This window comes from Balneicella halophila (assembly GCF_003096835.1).
Classification (GTDB): Bacteria; Bacteroidota; Bacteroidia; order Bacteroidales; family Balneicellaceae; genus Balneicella; species Balneicella halophila.
This window is the reverse complement of sequence record NZ_QENZ01000004.1, coordinates 170,091-184,754: the sequence shown is the minus strand read 5'-3', so window position 1 is coordinate 184,754 and position 14,664 is coordinate 170,091. Positions and strand designations below refer to the sequence as shown.

At 36.7% G+C, this 14,664-nt stretch carries 15 protein-coding genes; 9 read left to right on the top strand and 6 right to left on the bottom strand.

Annotated features, from left to right (window positions below; all coding sequences use genetic code 11):
- Nucleotides 1-3: 3 nt before the first annotated feature.
- A complete protein-coding gene (locus C7377_RS05780; RefSeq protein ID WP_116496399.1) occupies nt 4-1,338 on the bottom strand; it encodes a dihydrolipoamide acetyltransferase family protein in 1,335 nt (444 codons plus the stop codon).
- A 143-nt stretch (nt 1,339-1,481) separates the two neighbouring features.
- Nucleotides 1,482-2,579 carry a DNA polymerase IV gene (dinB, locus tag C7377_RS05775; protein WP_262494792.1) on the bottom strand — a complete coding sequence of 366 codons (1,098 nt, stop codon included), beginning with the start codon at nt 2,577-2,579 and terminating at the stop codon, nt 1,482-1,484.
- Between the two features lie 40 nt (nt 2,580-2,619).
- Between dinB and C7377_RS05770 the strand changes: the two genes are divergently transcribed.
- From C7377_RS05770 to C7377_RS05725, 9 genes are all read left to right on the top strand, one after another.
- Complete coding sequence (locus C7377_RS05770; protein WP_116496398.1) at nt 2,620-4,035, top strand: MATE family efflux transporter; 1,416 nt, start codon at nt 2,620-2,622, stop codon at nt 4,033-4,035.
- Nucleotides 4,032-4,679, top strand: a complete 648-nt coding sequence (gene mnmD, locus C7377_RS05765) for a tRNA (5-methylaminomethyl-2-thiouridine)(34)-methyltransferase MnmD (protein ID WP_116496397.1) — start codon at nt 4,032-4,034, stop codon at nt 4,677-4,679. Before C7377_RS05770 ends, mnmD begins: the two co-directional genes overlap by 4 nt.
- A 68-nt stretch (nt 4,680-4,747) precedes the next feature.
- On the top strand, nt 4,748-5,050 hold the full coding sequence (locus tag C7377_RS05760; protein WP_116496396.1) for a hypothetical protein: 303 nt from the start codon (nt 4,748-4,750) through the stop codon (nt 5,048-5,050).
- Complete coding sequence (gene zapA / locus C7377_RS05755; RefSeq protein WP_116496395.1) at nt 5,050-5,346, top strand: cell division protein ZapA; 297 nt, start codon at nt 5,050-5,052, stop codon at nt 5,344-5,346. The genes C7377_RS05760 and zapA overlap by 1 nt, the downstream gene beginning before the upstream one ends.
- Before the next feature lie 259 nt (nt 5,347-5,605).
- Nucleotides 5,606-7,138, top strand: a complete 1,533-nt coding sequence (gene rny / locus C7377_RS05750) for a ribonuclease Y (protein WP_116496394.1) — start codon at nt 5,606-5,608, stop codon at nt 7,136-7,138.
- A gap of 91 nt (nt 7,139-7,229) precedes the next feature.
- On the top strand, nt 7,230-7,949 hold the full coding sequence (locus tag C7377_RS05745) for a YfgM family protein (protein ID WP_116496393.1): 720 nt from the start codon (nt 7,230-7,232) through the stop codon (nt 7,947-7,949).
- 81 nt (nt 7,950-8,030) lie between these two features.
- Nucleotides 8,031-8,702: a 16S rRNA (cytidine(1402)-2'-O)-methyltransferase gene (rsmI, locus tag C7377_RS05740; protein WP_116496392.1), complete on the top strand. Its 672-nt coding sequence runs from the start codon at nt 8,031-8,033 to the stop codon at nt 8,700-8,702.
- A 34-nt stretch (nt 8,703-8,736) separates the two neighbouring features.
- The gene (locus C7377_RS05735) at nt 8,737-9,420 is read left to right on the top strand and encodes a YjjG family noncanonical pyrimidine nucleotidase (RefSeq protein WP_116496391.1); all 684 of its coding nucleotides are present in this window, start codon (nt 8,737-8,739) and stop codon (nt 9,418-9,420) included.
- 285 nt (nt 9,421-9,705) lie between these two features.
- Nucleotides 9,706-10,626 (top strand): hypothetical protein, encoded by a 921-nt coding sequence (locus tag C7377_RS05725; RefSeq protein ID WP_116496389.1) that lies wholly within the window; start codon nt 9,706-9,708, stop codon nt 10,624-10,626.
- On the opposite strand, the gene C7377_RS05720 is transcribed toward C7377_RS05725, so the two are convergent.
- The 4 genes from C7377_RS05720 to C7377_RS05705 form a co-directional block, all read right to left on the bottom strand.
- Entirely contained in the window at nt 10,623-11,663 is a 1,041-nt protein-coding gene (locus tag C7377_RS05720) for an aldose epimerase family protein (protein WP_116496388.1), read from the bottom strand. The two genes, C7377_RS05725 and C7377_RS05720, sit on opposite strands and share 4 nt — an antisense overlap.
- Nucleotides 11,660-12,109 carry a regulatory protein RecX gene (locus tag C7377_RS05715; RefSeq protein ID WP_116496387.1) on the bottom strand — a complete coding sequence of 150 codons (450 nt, stop codon included), beginning with the start codon at nt 12,107-12,109 and terminating at the stop codon, nt 11,660-11,662. Before C7377_RS05715 ends, C7377_RS05720 begins: the two co-directional genes overlap by 4 nt.
- A complete protein-coding gene (locus C7377_RS05710) occupies nt 12,087-13,214 on the bottom strand; it encodes an AI-2E family transporter (protein WP_116496386.1) in 1,128 nt (375 codons plus the stop codon). Before C7377_RS05710 ends, C7377_RS05715 begins: the two co-directional genes overlap by 23 nt.
- A 105-nt stretch (nt 13,215-13,319) precedes the next feature.
- Nucleotides 13,320-14,510 carry a sodium ion-translocating decarboxylase subunit beta gene (locus C7377_RS05705; protein WP_116496637.1) on the bottom strand — a complete coding sequence of 397 codons (1,191 nt, stop codon included), beginning with the start codon at nt 14,508-14,510 and terminating at the stop codon, nt 13,320-13,322.
- Between the last annotated feature and the right edge of the window lie 154 nt (nt 14,511-14,664).

Genomic DNA, 14,664 nt, shown 5'->3' with positions numbered 1-14,664 from the left:
TTATTATAGTGTTCTGTTTGTATCAAATTCCTCTAGATAATCGGCTACTTTACGTAAGAATGAGCCTCCTAGCATACCGTCAATTACTCGATGATCATATGATAAGGAAAGGAACATTTTGCTGCGTGGCACAATCAAATCTCCCTCAGGAGTTTCTATTACAGCTGGTTTCTTTTCTATGGTTCCTACTGCAAGAATTGCTACTTCAGGAATATTGATAATTGGTGTTCCCATTACATTTCGGAAAGAACCGAAGTTCGAAATAGTAAAAGTCCCACCTTGTAAATCATCAACATTGATATCACCGGTACGTGCACCTTCTGCTAATCGATCCAATTCTGCTGTTATGCCTACTAGATTCATATGGTCGGCATTCTTAATAACAGGTACCATAAGGTCTCCGCTATTTGTAGATACTGCAATACCCATGTTGATATCTTTCTTTTCTGTAATCGTATATCCATTTAGGTGTGCATTTACTCTTGGGAAATCACGTAAGGCCTTTACCACTGCTTCAATAATAATAGGCATATAGGTAAGCTTTCTACCTTCACGCTCTTGGAATGCTTTCTTATGAGCATTGCGCCACTTAACTACATTAGTAACATCAGCCTCTACCATAGACGTTACATGCGGAGCAGTATGCTTAGATTCTGACATTTTATCAGCAATAATCTTGCGCATTCTGTTCATTTCTATAATCGTATCATCTCCTGATGCTGATGTAGATGCTTTAGGCTCAGGTTTCACCTCTTTTTTCGCATCCTCTTTTGGAGCCTCTTTTTGCTCAGTAGCTCCTCGATCTGATTTTCTATTTTCTAAATATTTTAAAATATCCGCTTTTTGAACACGCCCATTCGCTCCATTTCCCTCGATGCTTGCCAATTCGTCAGCAGAAATGCCTTCTTTTTTAGCAATATTTTTAACCAATGGAGAATAAAAACGTTTATCATCACTCTTTGGTGTGTCGTCAGCTTGCTCATCATCATTAGCAACGGCAGTCTCTTCGTTTTCTTCACCATCAGCAGGTCCGTTTTCTTTTGCCTCTGCCGTTTTATCAACAGCATCCTTCTTGCTTTCTACTACTTCGCCTTCTCCATCTAATGAAATAACAGCGATTACATCACCCACAGGAACAACATCGCCTTCTTCATGTTTTATTTCAATAATTTTTCCTTCTACAGGTGAGGGAATTTCCGAATCGACCTTGTCAGAACCGACTTCCATAAGCAGGTCATCTTCCTGAACCATATCACCAACTTTCATAAACCATTTGGTAATGGTTACCTCTTGAACGCTTTCTCCCAGTTTAGGAGCTACAATGTTAAATGTGGACATATTATTTATCTTTTTTTGATTCCAAAAATTCAATTCTACACAAAAATAACCAATAATTTAGAATTAATATAATTGAGAAAAGGAAAAATACCTTTTTATCTTATTTAAATAATCAATAAGCTTATTTATCACAGCGCAACTTTCTATCCAATTTCTGAAAATAAATCCTTTTGGATTTGCTTCTCGGCAGACAACGAGGAAAGGGCAACTAATTTTGACAAAGTAATGCCAAGCAAACGAATTCCTTGTTCCATAGGTATTTTATCCCATAAAAATAAAGAGGCGTTTTCAATCGCTTTTGTTCTGTATATCGGTTTGCCATAGGTTCTGCTCCGTGATATTTTCTTAAAATCACTGTATTTCACCTTTAAAGTAATAGTATAGCCACCTACGTTCTTTTGCATAGCTCTACGATTCAACTCTTTGGCGATTTCCTCCAAAGCTTCCACCACCTGTTCTCTATCAGTAATATCTGTCAAGAATGTTTCTTCAGTACCTATTGATTTGCGCACCCTATCAGCCTGTACAGGTCTGTTGTCAATACCTCTTACAATATTGTAATAGAAATGCCCAACTTTCCCAAAATGCCTTACCAAATCATTTTCTAAGAATTCTTTCAAGTCTTTGCCATTCTCTATTCCCAAACGCGTCATTTTCTTGGCAGTGACCTTACCCACACCATGAAATCTGCGAATCGGAAGAATATCTAAAAACTGCTGCGTTCTCTTAGGTGTAATAACGAACATGCCATCAGGTTTATTCACATCAGATGCCGTTTTAGCTAAGAACTTATTGTATGAAACTCCTGCAGAGACGGTAAGCCCGAATTCTTTTTTCACACGACTGCGAATTTCTTCTGCAATAGACATAGCATAGGGTTCTTCTTTCTTGTTTTCCGTAACATCCAAAAAAGCTTCATCTATCGACAAGGGTTCTACGAGGTCAGTATATTCATGGAACATTGCCATCAATTTCTGAGAGATTTCTTTATAACGACGGGATCTTGACTTCACAAAAATGATATGAGGGCACCTTCGTAGTGCTTCTGCATTAGACATAGCTGAACGCACCCCATATTTTCTTGCTTCATAGCTAGCGGCAGCAACGACTCCCCGCTGAGTGCCCCCGCCAACCGCTATGGGCTTACCGCGTAGCTCCGGGAAATCCAACTGCTCTACGGATGCGTAAAATGCATCCATATCCATATGAATTATCTTTCTTATTTTCTTTTCTCGTTTCAACTTAAGTAATACTTTTGTCCTCGTAAAAAGCAAAAAATATATGGCGCAAATCAATCAACTTACAAAAGGCAACATATCTTCACAATTGGTAAAATTAGCAATTCCTGTGATATTGACCTCTTTTGTGCAAATGTCGTACAATTTGGTTGATATGGCCATACTTGGCTCGCTAGGCAGTGAAATTGTTAGTGGTGTGGGAACAGCATTCTATATCGTTTGGGTAGGTCGCTCTATTATCTTTTTTACAAAATTAGGAGGTGAAGTTAATATTGCCCAGTCTATTGGCAGGGACAACCTACCTGATGCGTTAAAATATATCCGAAATGCTACCACCACGGCTTTGCTCCTGTCCAGTGTTTATGCTTTTTTTATTTATCTTATGGCTCCAGATATTATTGGACTCTTTGGTATTGAAAATCCTAAAATTAATGAAGCCTCTGTAAAATACTTATCCATTGTAGCCATAGGCATGCCTTTTAGCTACACGAACCTCTCCTTCACAGGAACATACAATGGAATTGGTAATACGAAAATCCCCTTATTAGTTACCAGTATTGGTCTGGGTATTAATCTTGTTTTAGACCCCTGTCTTATTTTAGGTTGGGGACCTTTCCCTAAATGGGGTGTAGCAGGTGCAGCTTACGCTACCGTAATTTCTCAGATGATTGTATTTGTGACTTTCTTGCTAATCCTATACTTTAAACAACCGTTTAAAACAAGACTTTATTTTCTTCCTTTGCACAAATTTCATTTTGATTTACAATACCTCAACAGAATTTTTAAAATTGGAGGACCACTCTCATTGCAATCCTTGTTTCTTGCTTTCGTAACAATGGTTATGGCAAAGATTGTCATCAATGCAGCACATGGGGACGGTCGCCCCATCTCGGTGCAATCTATTGGGGCACAAATTGAGGCACTGTCATGGATGACAGCCAGTGGTTTTGCAACAGCTCTAGGTACATTTACCGGGCAAAATTATGGAGCAGAAAATTGGGAACGAATACGTAAAGGTTTCTTTACGGCACTTAAATTGGGTATTGGGTTTGGAATTGTAGCAACATATCTCTTCATTTTCCATGGTGACTTCATTTTTGGCTTATTTATATCTCCAGAAGAATCTGAAATATACAATTTGGGTGTTGTTTATTTATTAATACTCTCAATATCGCAAGCATTTATGTGTCTGGAAATCATCTCCAGTGGGGCGTTCAATGGAATAGGGAGGTCTGTTCCCGTTGCTATAACCAGTGTCTCAATTAATGTGGCACGTATACCTCTGGCACTACTTTTTACGGGCAGTTTAGCTTGGGCACTACCAGAATTTTCCTCATATATTCCCCAAGAGCTAGTTCCTATCACCGGCGTTTGGTGGTCATACAATATTACAAGTATCTTGAAAGGTGTAATTCTTTTCATTGGATTTCTTCTCATTCTAAAAAAACGTCCTAAATGACACCTAAAATAAAAGTAACGGAAGATGGGTCTACCACCCTATTTCGTGAGGATTTACAAGAACATTATCATTCTATCCATGGAGCCATACAAGAATCAAATCATGTTTATATACAGGCGGGATTTCAGCAACTAACAAATGAGCAAAGTCGCATCTTAGAGATAGGGTTTGGAACCGGGCTCAATGCACTACTTACTTGCGAAGAAACATCAAGACAAAAGAAGAAAATTATCTATCATTCTATTGAAAAAAATTTCCTAAGTAAAGAAATAACTAAGCAGTTAGACTTTGGGAAAGGAAGGGCAAAATTACTGGAACAATTACATGCTATCCCATGTGATAAAACAGTCGATATCACACCATATTTTTGTCTAAAGAAAATTCAAGCTGACTTATTGGATTATGAATTTACAGAACAGTATGACTTGATTTATTACGATGCATTTGCACCCGACAAACAGCCAGAGATGTGGGCACCCAACATTATTAAAAAAGTATCATCGACTCTCACAAAAGGAGGTTTCGTAACGACCTATTCCACAAAAGGCACTGTAAAGCGGGCGTTCAGAGAATTAGGTTTAGAAGTGAAAAGACTACCAGGACCTCCAGGGAAAAGGGATATGCTTCGTTGCAGAAAACTATAATCTTGTTCCTATAGACAATTCATCAAATTTTGTCTATTTGGCACAAAAACCTTATATTTGTAATTAATATGGAACATGATGAAAGCTATTTGACAGATACCATTGTCGAGATTAAGCGAATGGTTTTAGTCTTAGTTACATTAAACGAAAGATTAAAAGAACGTGTTTCAGAGTTGGAATTGGAGAAAAAGTCTTGGGATGTAGAGAAAGAGGAGATGCAAAACCAATTGCAACAACTACAAGAGGATTATAACATATTGAAATTGGCTAAAGCGGTGCAGGGAGATGGAGAATCAAGCGAGGCTAAGATGCAAATTTCAAAGCTGATGCGGGAGATTGATCAGTGCATGGTATTAATTCAAAACTTGTGATGGAAAAAAAGATATCCATAAACTTGTATATAGCGGAACACCATTTTCCGTTGACAGTGACCACAGAGGAGGAGGAAGTCTTAAGGAAAGCAGCTAAGTTATTAAATGACAAGATTAGAACTTGGCAAAATGAGACAAAACACAGCACTCTAAGTCAGGAGAAAATTATGGCTGGGGTAGCTTTGGAAGTGGTAGGCAGTCTTATTAAAGAAAACAAGATACAAGATAAGGATAGCATAGAAAATGATTTGGAAGAAATAAGAATAATGCTGGAGGACAGCATCATAAATAATTAATAAAAACGTTCTTTAACATACATAAAGGTAAACATTAACCCGCATGTTTCCTATAATGGCTGAAACTCAACAATTATCACATTAGAGATAAGCTCATTTTCGGCAAAAACAGGCCTCATATGCTTCGGCATAGTTTCTTCGGAAACCAGTGGACGTTTGACCCGGAAGGCAACTCTACCCATGTTTTTACAGGGTTTTTTAGACATTTAGGAAGGTGCGGGTTTTTTATTTATTTAAAATTAATGATATAACAAATACTATGGAGATATTTATAATAAGTCTAATTGCTTTTTTAGCTGGGGCTGGAATTGCATTTCTTATTATCACTAAGCTGATGAAAAAGAGAGCATTCAACTTCCTTGAAGAAGCAAAAGCTGAAGCTGAGGTAGTAAAGAAGGAGAAGATACTACAGGCAAAAGAGAAATTCTTGCAACTTAAGGAAGAGCATGAAAAAACAATCAACGAGAGAAACAACAAAATGTCTGTTGCTGAAAACAGGTTAAAACAAAAGGAGAATACATTAAATCAAAAACTCCAAGACGCGAACAAAAACATTAAGGAAAACGACATAATAAAAAAGAGTCTTGAAAAGCAACTCAACATTTTAGAAAGTAAAAAAGAGGAACTTGCAAATGCTCAAGAAAAGCAACGTTTACAATTAGAAGAAATTTCTGGTTTATCGGCTGAAGAAGCGAAGAAAAAACTGACAGAGGCTGTAAAAGACGAAGCCAAAACGGATGCTATGGCTTACATCAACAGCACGATGGAAGAGGCTAAAATGTCTGCTAATTTAGAAGCTAAAAAATTAATAATCAATACGATACAGCGCATCGGTGCAGAAACTGCTATTGAAAATTCTGTTACTGTCTTTAATATTGACTCTGACGAGATTAAAGGACGAATCATTGGTCGTGAAGGGCGTAATATTAGAGCTTTAGAAGCAGCTACAGGAATCGAAATTATCGTAGATGATACGCCTGAGGCAATTATTCTCTCTGGATTTGACCCTGTACGTCGCGAGATTGCAAGATTAGCACTTCACCAACTGGTGACTGATGGACGCATCCATCCTGCTAGAATTGAGGAAGTTGTAGAGAAAGTTAAGAAGCAATTGGAAGAAGAAATTATGGAAACTGGTAAGCGTACAGCTATCGATTTAGGTATCCATGGTCTTCATCCGGATCTTATTAGAATGGTAGGGCGAATGAAGTATCGCTCCTCTTACGGTCAAAATCTATTGCAACACTCACGCGAGGTAGCTAACCTCTGTGCAGTGATGGCATCTGAATTAGGATTGAAAGCAAATATTGCTAAACGTGCTGGTTTACTACATGATATTGGTAAGGTGCCTGAGGACGAAACAGACTTGCCACATGCTATACTAGGTATGAAGATTGCCGAACGATGCAAAGAGAAACCTATCGTTTGTAATGCAATTGGTGCACACCATGATGAAATAGAGATGACTTCTATGTATGCACCTATTATTCAAGTGTGTGATGCCATATCCGGGGCAAGACCAGGAGCACGCAGGGAAATTGCTGAATCTTACATAAAACGACTCAAAGAACTTGAATCTATTGCTTTATCTCATCCTGGCGTACTCAAAACCTATGCCGTACAAGCTGGACGTGAACTGCGGGTAATTGTAAGTAGCGATAAAGTTGCAGACAATCATATTGAAGCTCTTTCTTATGATATTGCGAAACAAATACAAGATGAAATGACGTATCCAGGTCAAGTAAAAATCACAGTGATACGTGAAGTTCGTGCAGTACAATACGCAAAATAAAAATTAAAAATTATTTTTTTAACAAAAGGTACTAAGAAATAGCGCAAAAGGTTTTACTTTTGCAAAATATTTAGGTAAACAGAAAAAAATTATGTCAAAGAAGAAACATCAGAAAAAACAGAGTTCTGAAATTGAAGAGAGCTTCGGGAATATTGAGGAATCTTTAACCAAAACGGAACAATTTATTGAGAGTAATCAAAAGACTATTATCATTGTAGTATTAGCTATTGTGGCGATTGTTTTAGCTTATTTTGCTTACAATAAGTTCTATAAAGCTCCTAAAGAAGATGAGGCATTATCTAATATGTATCAAGCAGAAGAGTTTTTCAAAGCCGAAGAGTATCAAAAAGCATTAGATGGTGTGAGTGAAGTTGGAAACCAAGCTCCTGGCTTCTTAGAGGTAATTGATGATTATGGTTCTACCAAAGCAGGAAATTTAGCTCATTATTACGCTGGAATTTCTTATAAAAATTTAGGAGAATACGAAAAAGCTATTGATTATTTAGATGACTTTAGCTCTGATGATTATCTTTTAAAAAGTATCGCTGTAGCAGCAAAAGCTGATTGCCATTTTGAGTTAGGTAATTACGATAAGGCTGCAAGTACTTATGAAGAGGCTTCAACAATAAATCCTAATAATTTTTCTACCCCTATTTATTTGCAACGCGCTGGATTGGCTTATGAAAAATTAGGCAAATACGATAAAGCTATTGAAGCTTATACAGAATTAAAAGAAAAATATGCTAATTCTATTGAGGGAAGAGATGCGGATAAATACATTACTCGTGCTAAATTAGCTCAAGGAAAATAGTCTCAATAAAATATTCCGAAATAGCCTAGAAAGTATTTTTCTTATTGAATGATATTTTTTAGGCTGTTTTGTTTTTAGTCTATGGGGAAACTTATTATTGTACCAACACCAATCGGAAACCTTGAAGATATTACGCTTCGGGCTCTACGTGTTTTAAAAGAGGTAGATTGCATCTTGGCAGAAGATACCCGCACAAGTGGTAAATTGCTAAAACATTTTGAAATAAGTTCTCCGCTAAAGTCTTTTCACAAATTCAATGAGCACCAACGTGTGGACAGCATCATTGAGGAACTTCAGCAAGACGCAACCTATGCTCTCATTAGCGATGCCGGGACACCGGGAATTTCTGACCCTGGTTTCCTCTTGATACGAGCTTGTATTGAGCATAAGGTTGAAGTAGAATGTTTGCCTGGTGCTACTGCATTTGTTCCTGCATTAGTAAATTCAGGCTTGCCAACAGACCGTTTTCTTTTTGAAGGCTTTCTTCCACAGAAAAAAGGAAGACAAACTCGACTGAAGGAACTTGCTACAGAGCCGAGAACTATCGTACTTTACGAATCACCTTACCGGTTAGTGAAAACACTCAAGCAACTTCATGAGTTCTGGGGAAATAGACAGGCGTCAGTGTCAAGAGAACTAACTAAAATGTATGAAGAAAATGCAAGAGGAACATTAGTTGAATTGGAGAAACATTTTTCTCAAAAAACAGTAAAAGGAGAAATTGTTATAGTTGTTGCAGGTTATCAAGAATGATAGACCATCTTTTACCCAATATCGAAATAAGAATATGAAAGATATCCGACATTTATTTTTTGACTTAGATAGAACACTTTGGGACTTCGAAACAAATTCTGAGACGGTACTCAAAATGCTTTATCAAGACTACAACTTACAACAATTCTTCCCAAACTTCTTACTCTTCCATAAAAAATATAAAGAAATTAACGAGGGGCTTTGGCAAAAATACTATAAAAAAGAAATCACCAAGGACGATATTCGGTGTTCACGATTCTATTATATCATAGGTAAAGACAAAAAAATGTGTGCAGAGATGAGTAAACAATATGTTGAATTGTCTCCTTTGCAAACATCCGTATTTCCTGAAACCCATAGTGTTTTACATGCACTAAAAGACAGAGGCTATACTTTACATATTATTACCAACGGTTTCAATGAAGTGCAATTCAAAAAGTTAGAAAATTCTAAGCTTAATGATTTTTTCGAGACTGTATCTACCTCAGAGAATGCGTTCCATCACAAACCAGACATTCGAGCTTTTGAATATGCTTTGCAATGTGCAAATACAACTGCACCAAAAGCAGCTATGATTGGGGACGACCTGATTACTGACATACAAGGGGCTCATAATGCAGGACTATTTACTGTGTACTTCAACCCCAATAGACACACTTCTGAGCACCCAGCTGATAAAGAAATACATGAGCTAAAAAGTTTATTAGAAATTTTTTAAATTAATGCTTCCTCTTTTTATCAACCATTAGATAAACTAAACAGAAAAGCAAGCAAACTAATAGCACAATTCTTATTATCGCTAATGTTTTTATATCATTAGGAATCCAATGATAAATCTTGTTTGCCTCCAAAAAAAGTTGTACAAGAACTCCTCCTGCAACAATAAGACTGATAACTTTTTTTCTTCTACTTGGCAACTATTTCTATTTTAATATTACGATAATAACTAAAAATACAATATTCAGCTGGAATTATTTTATCTTAGTATCCAAATATTATAAAAATGAAATACAGAAATAATCCTATTTTAGCATTTTTCTTACTTATTGCACTTTTCTCCTGTGACACGACTTCCCAGTTCAACTCACAAGAAAATAAAGTACCTAAAACCACATTCAACAGCACCTCTTTTACAATAGATAAAAAACTAGATGAAATTTCTGGCTTACAACTAGTTGATGACAGCTTTTACGGCTTCAACGATAGTGGTGGTGAACCCGAACTTTATAAGATCAATAATGATGGTAGAATTGTTCAGACAATACGGCTCTTAGATGCAAAAAATATCGATTGGGAATCTATGGCGATGAATGATTCACATATCTTTATTGCTGATGCTGGAAATAACAGGGGTAACCGAAAAGACCTTTGTATTTACTATATAGATAGAGATGATATAGAGCCCAATAAAGTAACGCAAGAAGTGAAAGCAAAGAAAATCTCTTTTTATTATCCCGAACAAACGAATTTTGAAAAACAATCTCATAAACATGATTTTGATTGTGAAGCCATCTGTTACTTTAACGGGAAACTGCATTTGTTTACGAAAGAATGGAAAAGCAACCAAACACATCATTATACCTTAGAGGTGACTGAGCAACCTCAACCGGCAAAACTCATTAGCAGTTACGATACTAAGTTCTTAGTCACTGGTGCAGACATTCTAAAAATAAATGATGAAACTTCTCTTTTAGCACTTATTGGCTATACGAAAATAGGAACAATTCATTTAATCCAAACTACAGTATCGAATAACCAAGACGAGTTGCTCACTTTTCCAAAACAAACAACACACTTGGGGCGTTCAGGAAGATTAGGCCAAGTAGAAGGTGTAGCTATTGAATCACCCAAAGTGATTTTCTATAGTGCTGAAGCTTATAAAAATGTACCGCAACACATTACGAAGTTAGAAGCAATTCATTAATCTGCGACTCTAAAACGATATTCTGTATGGTGGGTATAAGTCGTTCCCGGAGCCAATCTTACGGAAGGGAAATGCGAGATATTTGGGGCATTAGGATGTACCTGAGCTTCTAAACAAAAGGCTGTGTGTTTCGAATAATGTTTCCCATCTTTTCCTTCTGTATCTAAAAAGTTTGCCGTATAAAATTGTAATCCGGGCTGGTTTGTCCAAATCTCCATGCTCAATCCATTTTCAGCTTCGGCTTTGGCAACTTCTTGTAAACTCTCATCAAAATTATTTAAGACAAAAAAGTGATCTATTCCTTCTCCATCCATCCCCCATTGCGTTTTCATAACTTCCTGGAAATTAACAGAAGTGATTTCTTGGAAATTAAATGGAGTAGTACCAATAGCTAAACTGTTGCCAGTTGCAATACTGTCTTCCCCAAATTCGAGAATTTCATTTGCATCTAGCCAAAACTTATGCTCATCTAAGGAAGGAGTGCCTTCTCCCATTAAATTAAAATAAGGATGAAAAGTCAAATTAGCTACGGTAGGCTTATCAGTAGTGGCATAAATATATGTTTGTAAAACATCTTCCTCAGTCCAGCGAATTACTGCTTTCACAATTAAATTTCCCGGATAGCCTTGGTCTCCATCATGGCTTTTGTGTGTCAGTATTATCGAAGATTTGGTATAATCTTCAACCTCCCATACCGCAGATGCAAAGCCTTCAACACCTCCATGTAAATGATGCTTGCCGTTAATATTTTTAGTGAGTTGATATTTTTTCCCATCAAGAGTGAACGATGCATTTCCGATACGATTGGCTACACGCCCAACAAGAGCACCCAAATTGGCGTCATCTGTCAAATATTGACCTATATTGTCATAACCTAAAAGTACATCAACTTTCCTATCACGCTGGTCTCGTAACCACAAACTCACCAGTCTGCATCCATAATTAGCTAACTGTAATCGATAGCCTTCAGGACTTTCTATTTCATATAAATCAATGTCTTTACCCTTATGCTTTGTTTGGAAATTTTCTCTCATCATAATATTCTATTTAATGCAATATTAATTTCAGACATCGTAAAGCCTCTACTTTGCCCATAACGTATTAGTTTTCCCATTTTTTCATAATCTGAGTCTGCTTTCAGGTTCTTTTGTTTTGTTTCTAACAAGGTCACCAATCCATTTAAATAACGTTCAGTATCTACCTCATCGAGAGCTTGTTGAATAATGTCTTCAGGAATTTCTTTAAGTTTTAGTGCAAAGAATATCTTTTGTTTCCCCCAACGACTCAGATTAATCTTGTCATTGACATAGCTCTTAGCATAACGTGCATCATTTAGAAAATTTTTGTCATAGAGTTCTGTGATAATGTCCGAATGTAAGTTTGCACTAACCTTCCATTGTAGAAGTTTATTTTTTACATCCTTAGCACATTTTTCAGAACGACTACACAGTCGCATCGCCTTATCGAGCGCCTTTTCCTTCATTTCGTTTATATGAAATTCCTTTTGTTAACTTTTTCACCACACTATATTGTGCGAAGAATTCATAACCAACTACACGTAAGATTGTATAAGCAGGTACTGCAAGAATCATCCCTACCGGTCCGGCTAAAGAACCTGCAATAAGTATCAGTAAAAATATCTCCATAGGGTGGGCATAGACACTGCTTGAATAGATTAGTGGTTGTAAAATCATATTATCAATAAGCTGAACAATAGCAAATGTCATAGCCGTAAATCCTAATAATGGCAACAAACTCTCATAAACAGGTAGATTCACATTATTGAGCAAAACGATTAGAATCCCAAGTATTGCCCCTGTTAATGGTCCTAAATAGGGAATAATATTCAGACACCCTGCAAGTAGCGCTATCACTAATGCTGTATTTGTTGGAATTCCAACAATGTGAAACCCTATAGTGAGAAGTATAAAAATAATCACAGATTCTAAGAAAACTCCTGAAAAATATCTTACTAATAGTTTCTTTATTGAACCAAAAGCATCATCTACATGTGTTTCATACTCTTGAGGGGTAAATGTTCGTACGCCTTTCATAAACAGTCCGCTATCCTTTAAAAAGAAGAAGGTCATAAACGTAATACTGAATAAGGCAACAAATAAACTTGCTACCGAGCTTGTTAATGAATTAAAAATCCCCATAGTATTTTTAGAAGTAAATACAGAACGTAATTGCTGGGTGAGTAATGTAACTATATCAATCTCTTCACCATAAAAAGAAGAAAGTAACCAATTGAGACGATCTATAGGTTCTTGCAGTTTGGTAGAAACTTCCTGATAGTTTACATCACGCAGGGCACTAAATTCGTTTATAACTAATGGTGTTAGGTAATAAAAGAACAGGATAAACACAATCCATATAACTAAAAGGGTAATCAAAGCCGCTACAGCCCGGGGTATTTTAAACTTCCCAATACGCAGAGACCCAAGTACTTCAACCAAAGGTCTGCCCATAAAAGATAAAACCAAAGCAATTAATATATAGGCTACTATAGCACTAAAATACCAAACACAAAATATTAATAAACCTATACCCAGAAAGGCTGCTATATATTTTTGGACACGCCCCATACCTTACAAAGATAATAAGAGTTTTGATTTTGAGTTATACGCAATAAAAAAAGAAGCCATCTTAAGAAAAGATAGCTTCTTTAACTGTATTTATTAATCAATTTCTTATAGTAAGAAACTCAACATAATACCAGCCGCTACTGCAGAGCCAATAACACCAGAAACGTTAGGTGCCATAGCATGCATCAACAAGTGATTTGTTGGGTCTTCTTGCAAGCCCATGTGTTGCACCACCCGAGCACTATCAGGCACTGCTGATACTCCGGCTGCTCCAATCATCGGATTGATAGGATTATCTTTTGGTGATAACCAGTTCATAATCTTAGCAAAAATAATTCCTGACGCTGTTGCAATCACGAAAGAAAGTGCTCCTAACATAAATATGATGATAGAATCTGAGGTCAAAAAAATATCTGCTTGCGTAGAAGCTCCCACAGTAAGACCTAATAAAATTGTAATTACATCAATCAGTGCATTACTTGCTGTATTTGCCAACCTGTTAGTCACAGTAGATTCTTTCAATAAGTTACCTAAGAACAACATTCCCAATAATGGAAGTGCTGTAGGCGCGATGAAGCCTGTCAATAACAAACCAATGATAGGGAAAAGAATTTTCTCAACACGTGTTACTGCTCTTGGTGCTTTCATACGTATTTTACGTTCTTTCTTAGTTGTTAACAGCTTGATAACTGGTGGCTGTATCACTGGAACTAATGCCATATAAGAGTATGCAGCGATTGCAATAGGACCAATTAAGTTCCTAACAACCTCTCCATTAGGTAAAACATTTACACCATTCGCTAATTTTGATGACATAAAAATCGCTGTAGGTCCGTCAGCACCACCAATGATACCGATAGCACCTGCTTCTTGCAGATTAAAGCCAAAATAAACGGCTAAAATAAATGTAAGGAAGATACCAAACTGGGCAGCTGCTCCTAAAAGCATCAGTTTGGGTTTAGATATCAATGAAGAGAAATCAGTCATTGCTCCAATACCCATGAAAATCAATGGTGGATACCAACCTTTAGCAACGCCCGAATATAAGATATTCAAAACTGAACCTGGTTCATATAAGCCTAATTGCAAGTTGAAGTTTTCAGCCTGAAAGAAGGGTATGTTTCCAACGATAATTCCTGTACCAATTGGAACTAATAGTAAGGGCTCAAATTCATATTTAATAGCAAGGAAAATAAAAAACAATCCAACAATAATCATTATAAAATTTCCCCAAGAAGCATTATTGACACCAGAAAATTCATAAAAATTCATGACACCAACAAGTGCTGCACTCATGTGTTCTGCATCACCAGAACCGTCTTCAAAGCTAATAACTCCATCTTCAAGATCTATAGTACCAACACGTTTGCCAAGCTTCACAGTTTTCAGATCAAAATTATACTGTGCTGCGCCTGGATTAATGCTACCCACGTATTGCTTTAGTTCTTTA

Excerpts from the sequence above, each read along its gene's own strand:
- C7377_RS05780 (WP_116496399.1), bottom strand. The coding sequence starts at position 1,338 with ATGTCCACATTTAACATTGTAGCTCCTAAACTGGGAGAAAGCGTTCAA.
- C7377_RS05770 (WP_116496398.1), top strand. The coding sequence starts at position 2,620 with ATGGCGCAAATCAATCAACTTACAAAAGGCAACATATCTTCACAATTG.
- mnmD (WP_116496397.1), top strand. The coding sequence starts at position 4,032 with ATGACACCTAAAATAAAAGTAACGGAAGATGGGTCTACCACCCTATTT.
- C7377_RS05760 (WP_116496396.1), top strand. The coding sequence starts at position 4,748 with ATGGAACATGATGAAAGCTATTTGACAGATACCATTGTCGAGATTAAG.
- zapA (WP_116496395.1), top strand. The coding sequence starts at position 5,050 with ATGGAAAAAAAGATATCCATAAACTTGTATATAGCGGAACACCATTTT.
- rny (WP_116496394.1), top strand. The coding sequence starts at position 5,606 with ATGGAGATATTTATAATAAGTCTAATTGCTTTTTTAGCTGGGGCTGGA.
- C7377_RS05745 (WP_116496393.1), top strand. The coding sequence starts at position 7,230 with ATGTCAAAGAAGAAACATCAGAAAAAACAGAGTTCTGAAATTGAAGAG.
- rsmI (WP_116496392.1), top strand. The coding sequence starts at position 8,031 with ATGGGGAAACTTATTATTGTACCAACACCAATCGGAAACCTTGAAGAT.
- C7377_RS05735 (WP_116496391.1), top strand. The coding sequence starts at position 8,737 with ATGAAAGATATCCGACATTTATTTTTTGACTTAGATAGAACACTTTGG.
- C7377_RS05725 (WP_116496389.1), top strand. The coding sequence starts at position 9,706 with ATGAAATACAGAAATAATCCTATTTTAGCATTTTTCTTACTTATTGCA.
- C7377_RS05720 (WP_116496388.1), bottom strand. The coding sequence starts at position 11,663 with ATGATGAGAGAAAATTTCCAAACAAAGCATAAGGGTAAAGACATTGAT.
- C7377_RS05715 (WP_116496387.1), bottom strand. The coding sequence starts at position 12,109 with ATGAAGGAAAAGGCGCTCGATAAGGCGATGCGACTGTGTAGTCGTTCT.
- C7377_RS05710 (WP_116496386.1), bottom strand. The coding sequence starts at position 13,214 with ATGGGGCGTGTCCAAAAATATATAGCAGCCTTTCTGGGTATAGGTTTA.
- C7377_RS05705 (WP_116496637.1), bottom strand. The coding sequence starts at position 14,510 with ATGAGTGCAGCACTTGTTGGTGTCATGAATTTTTATGAATTTTCTGGT.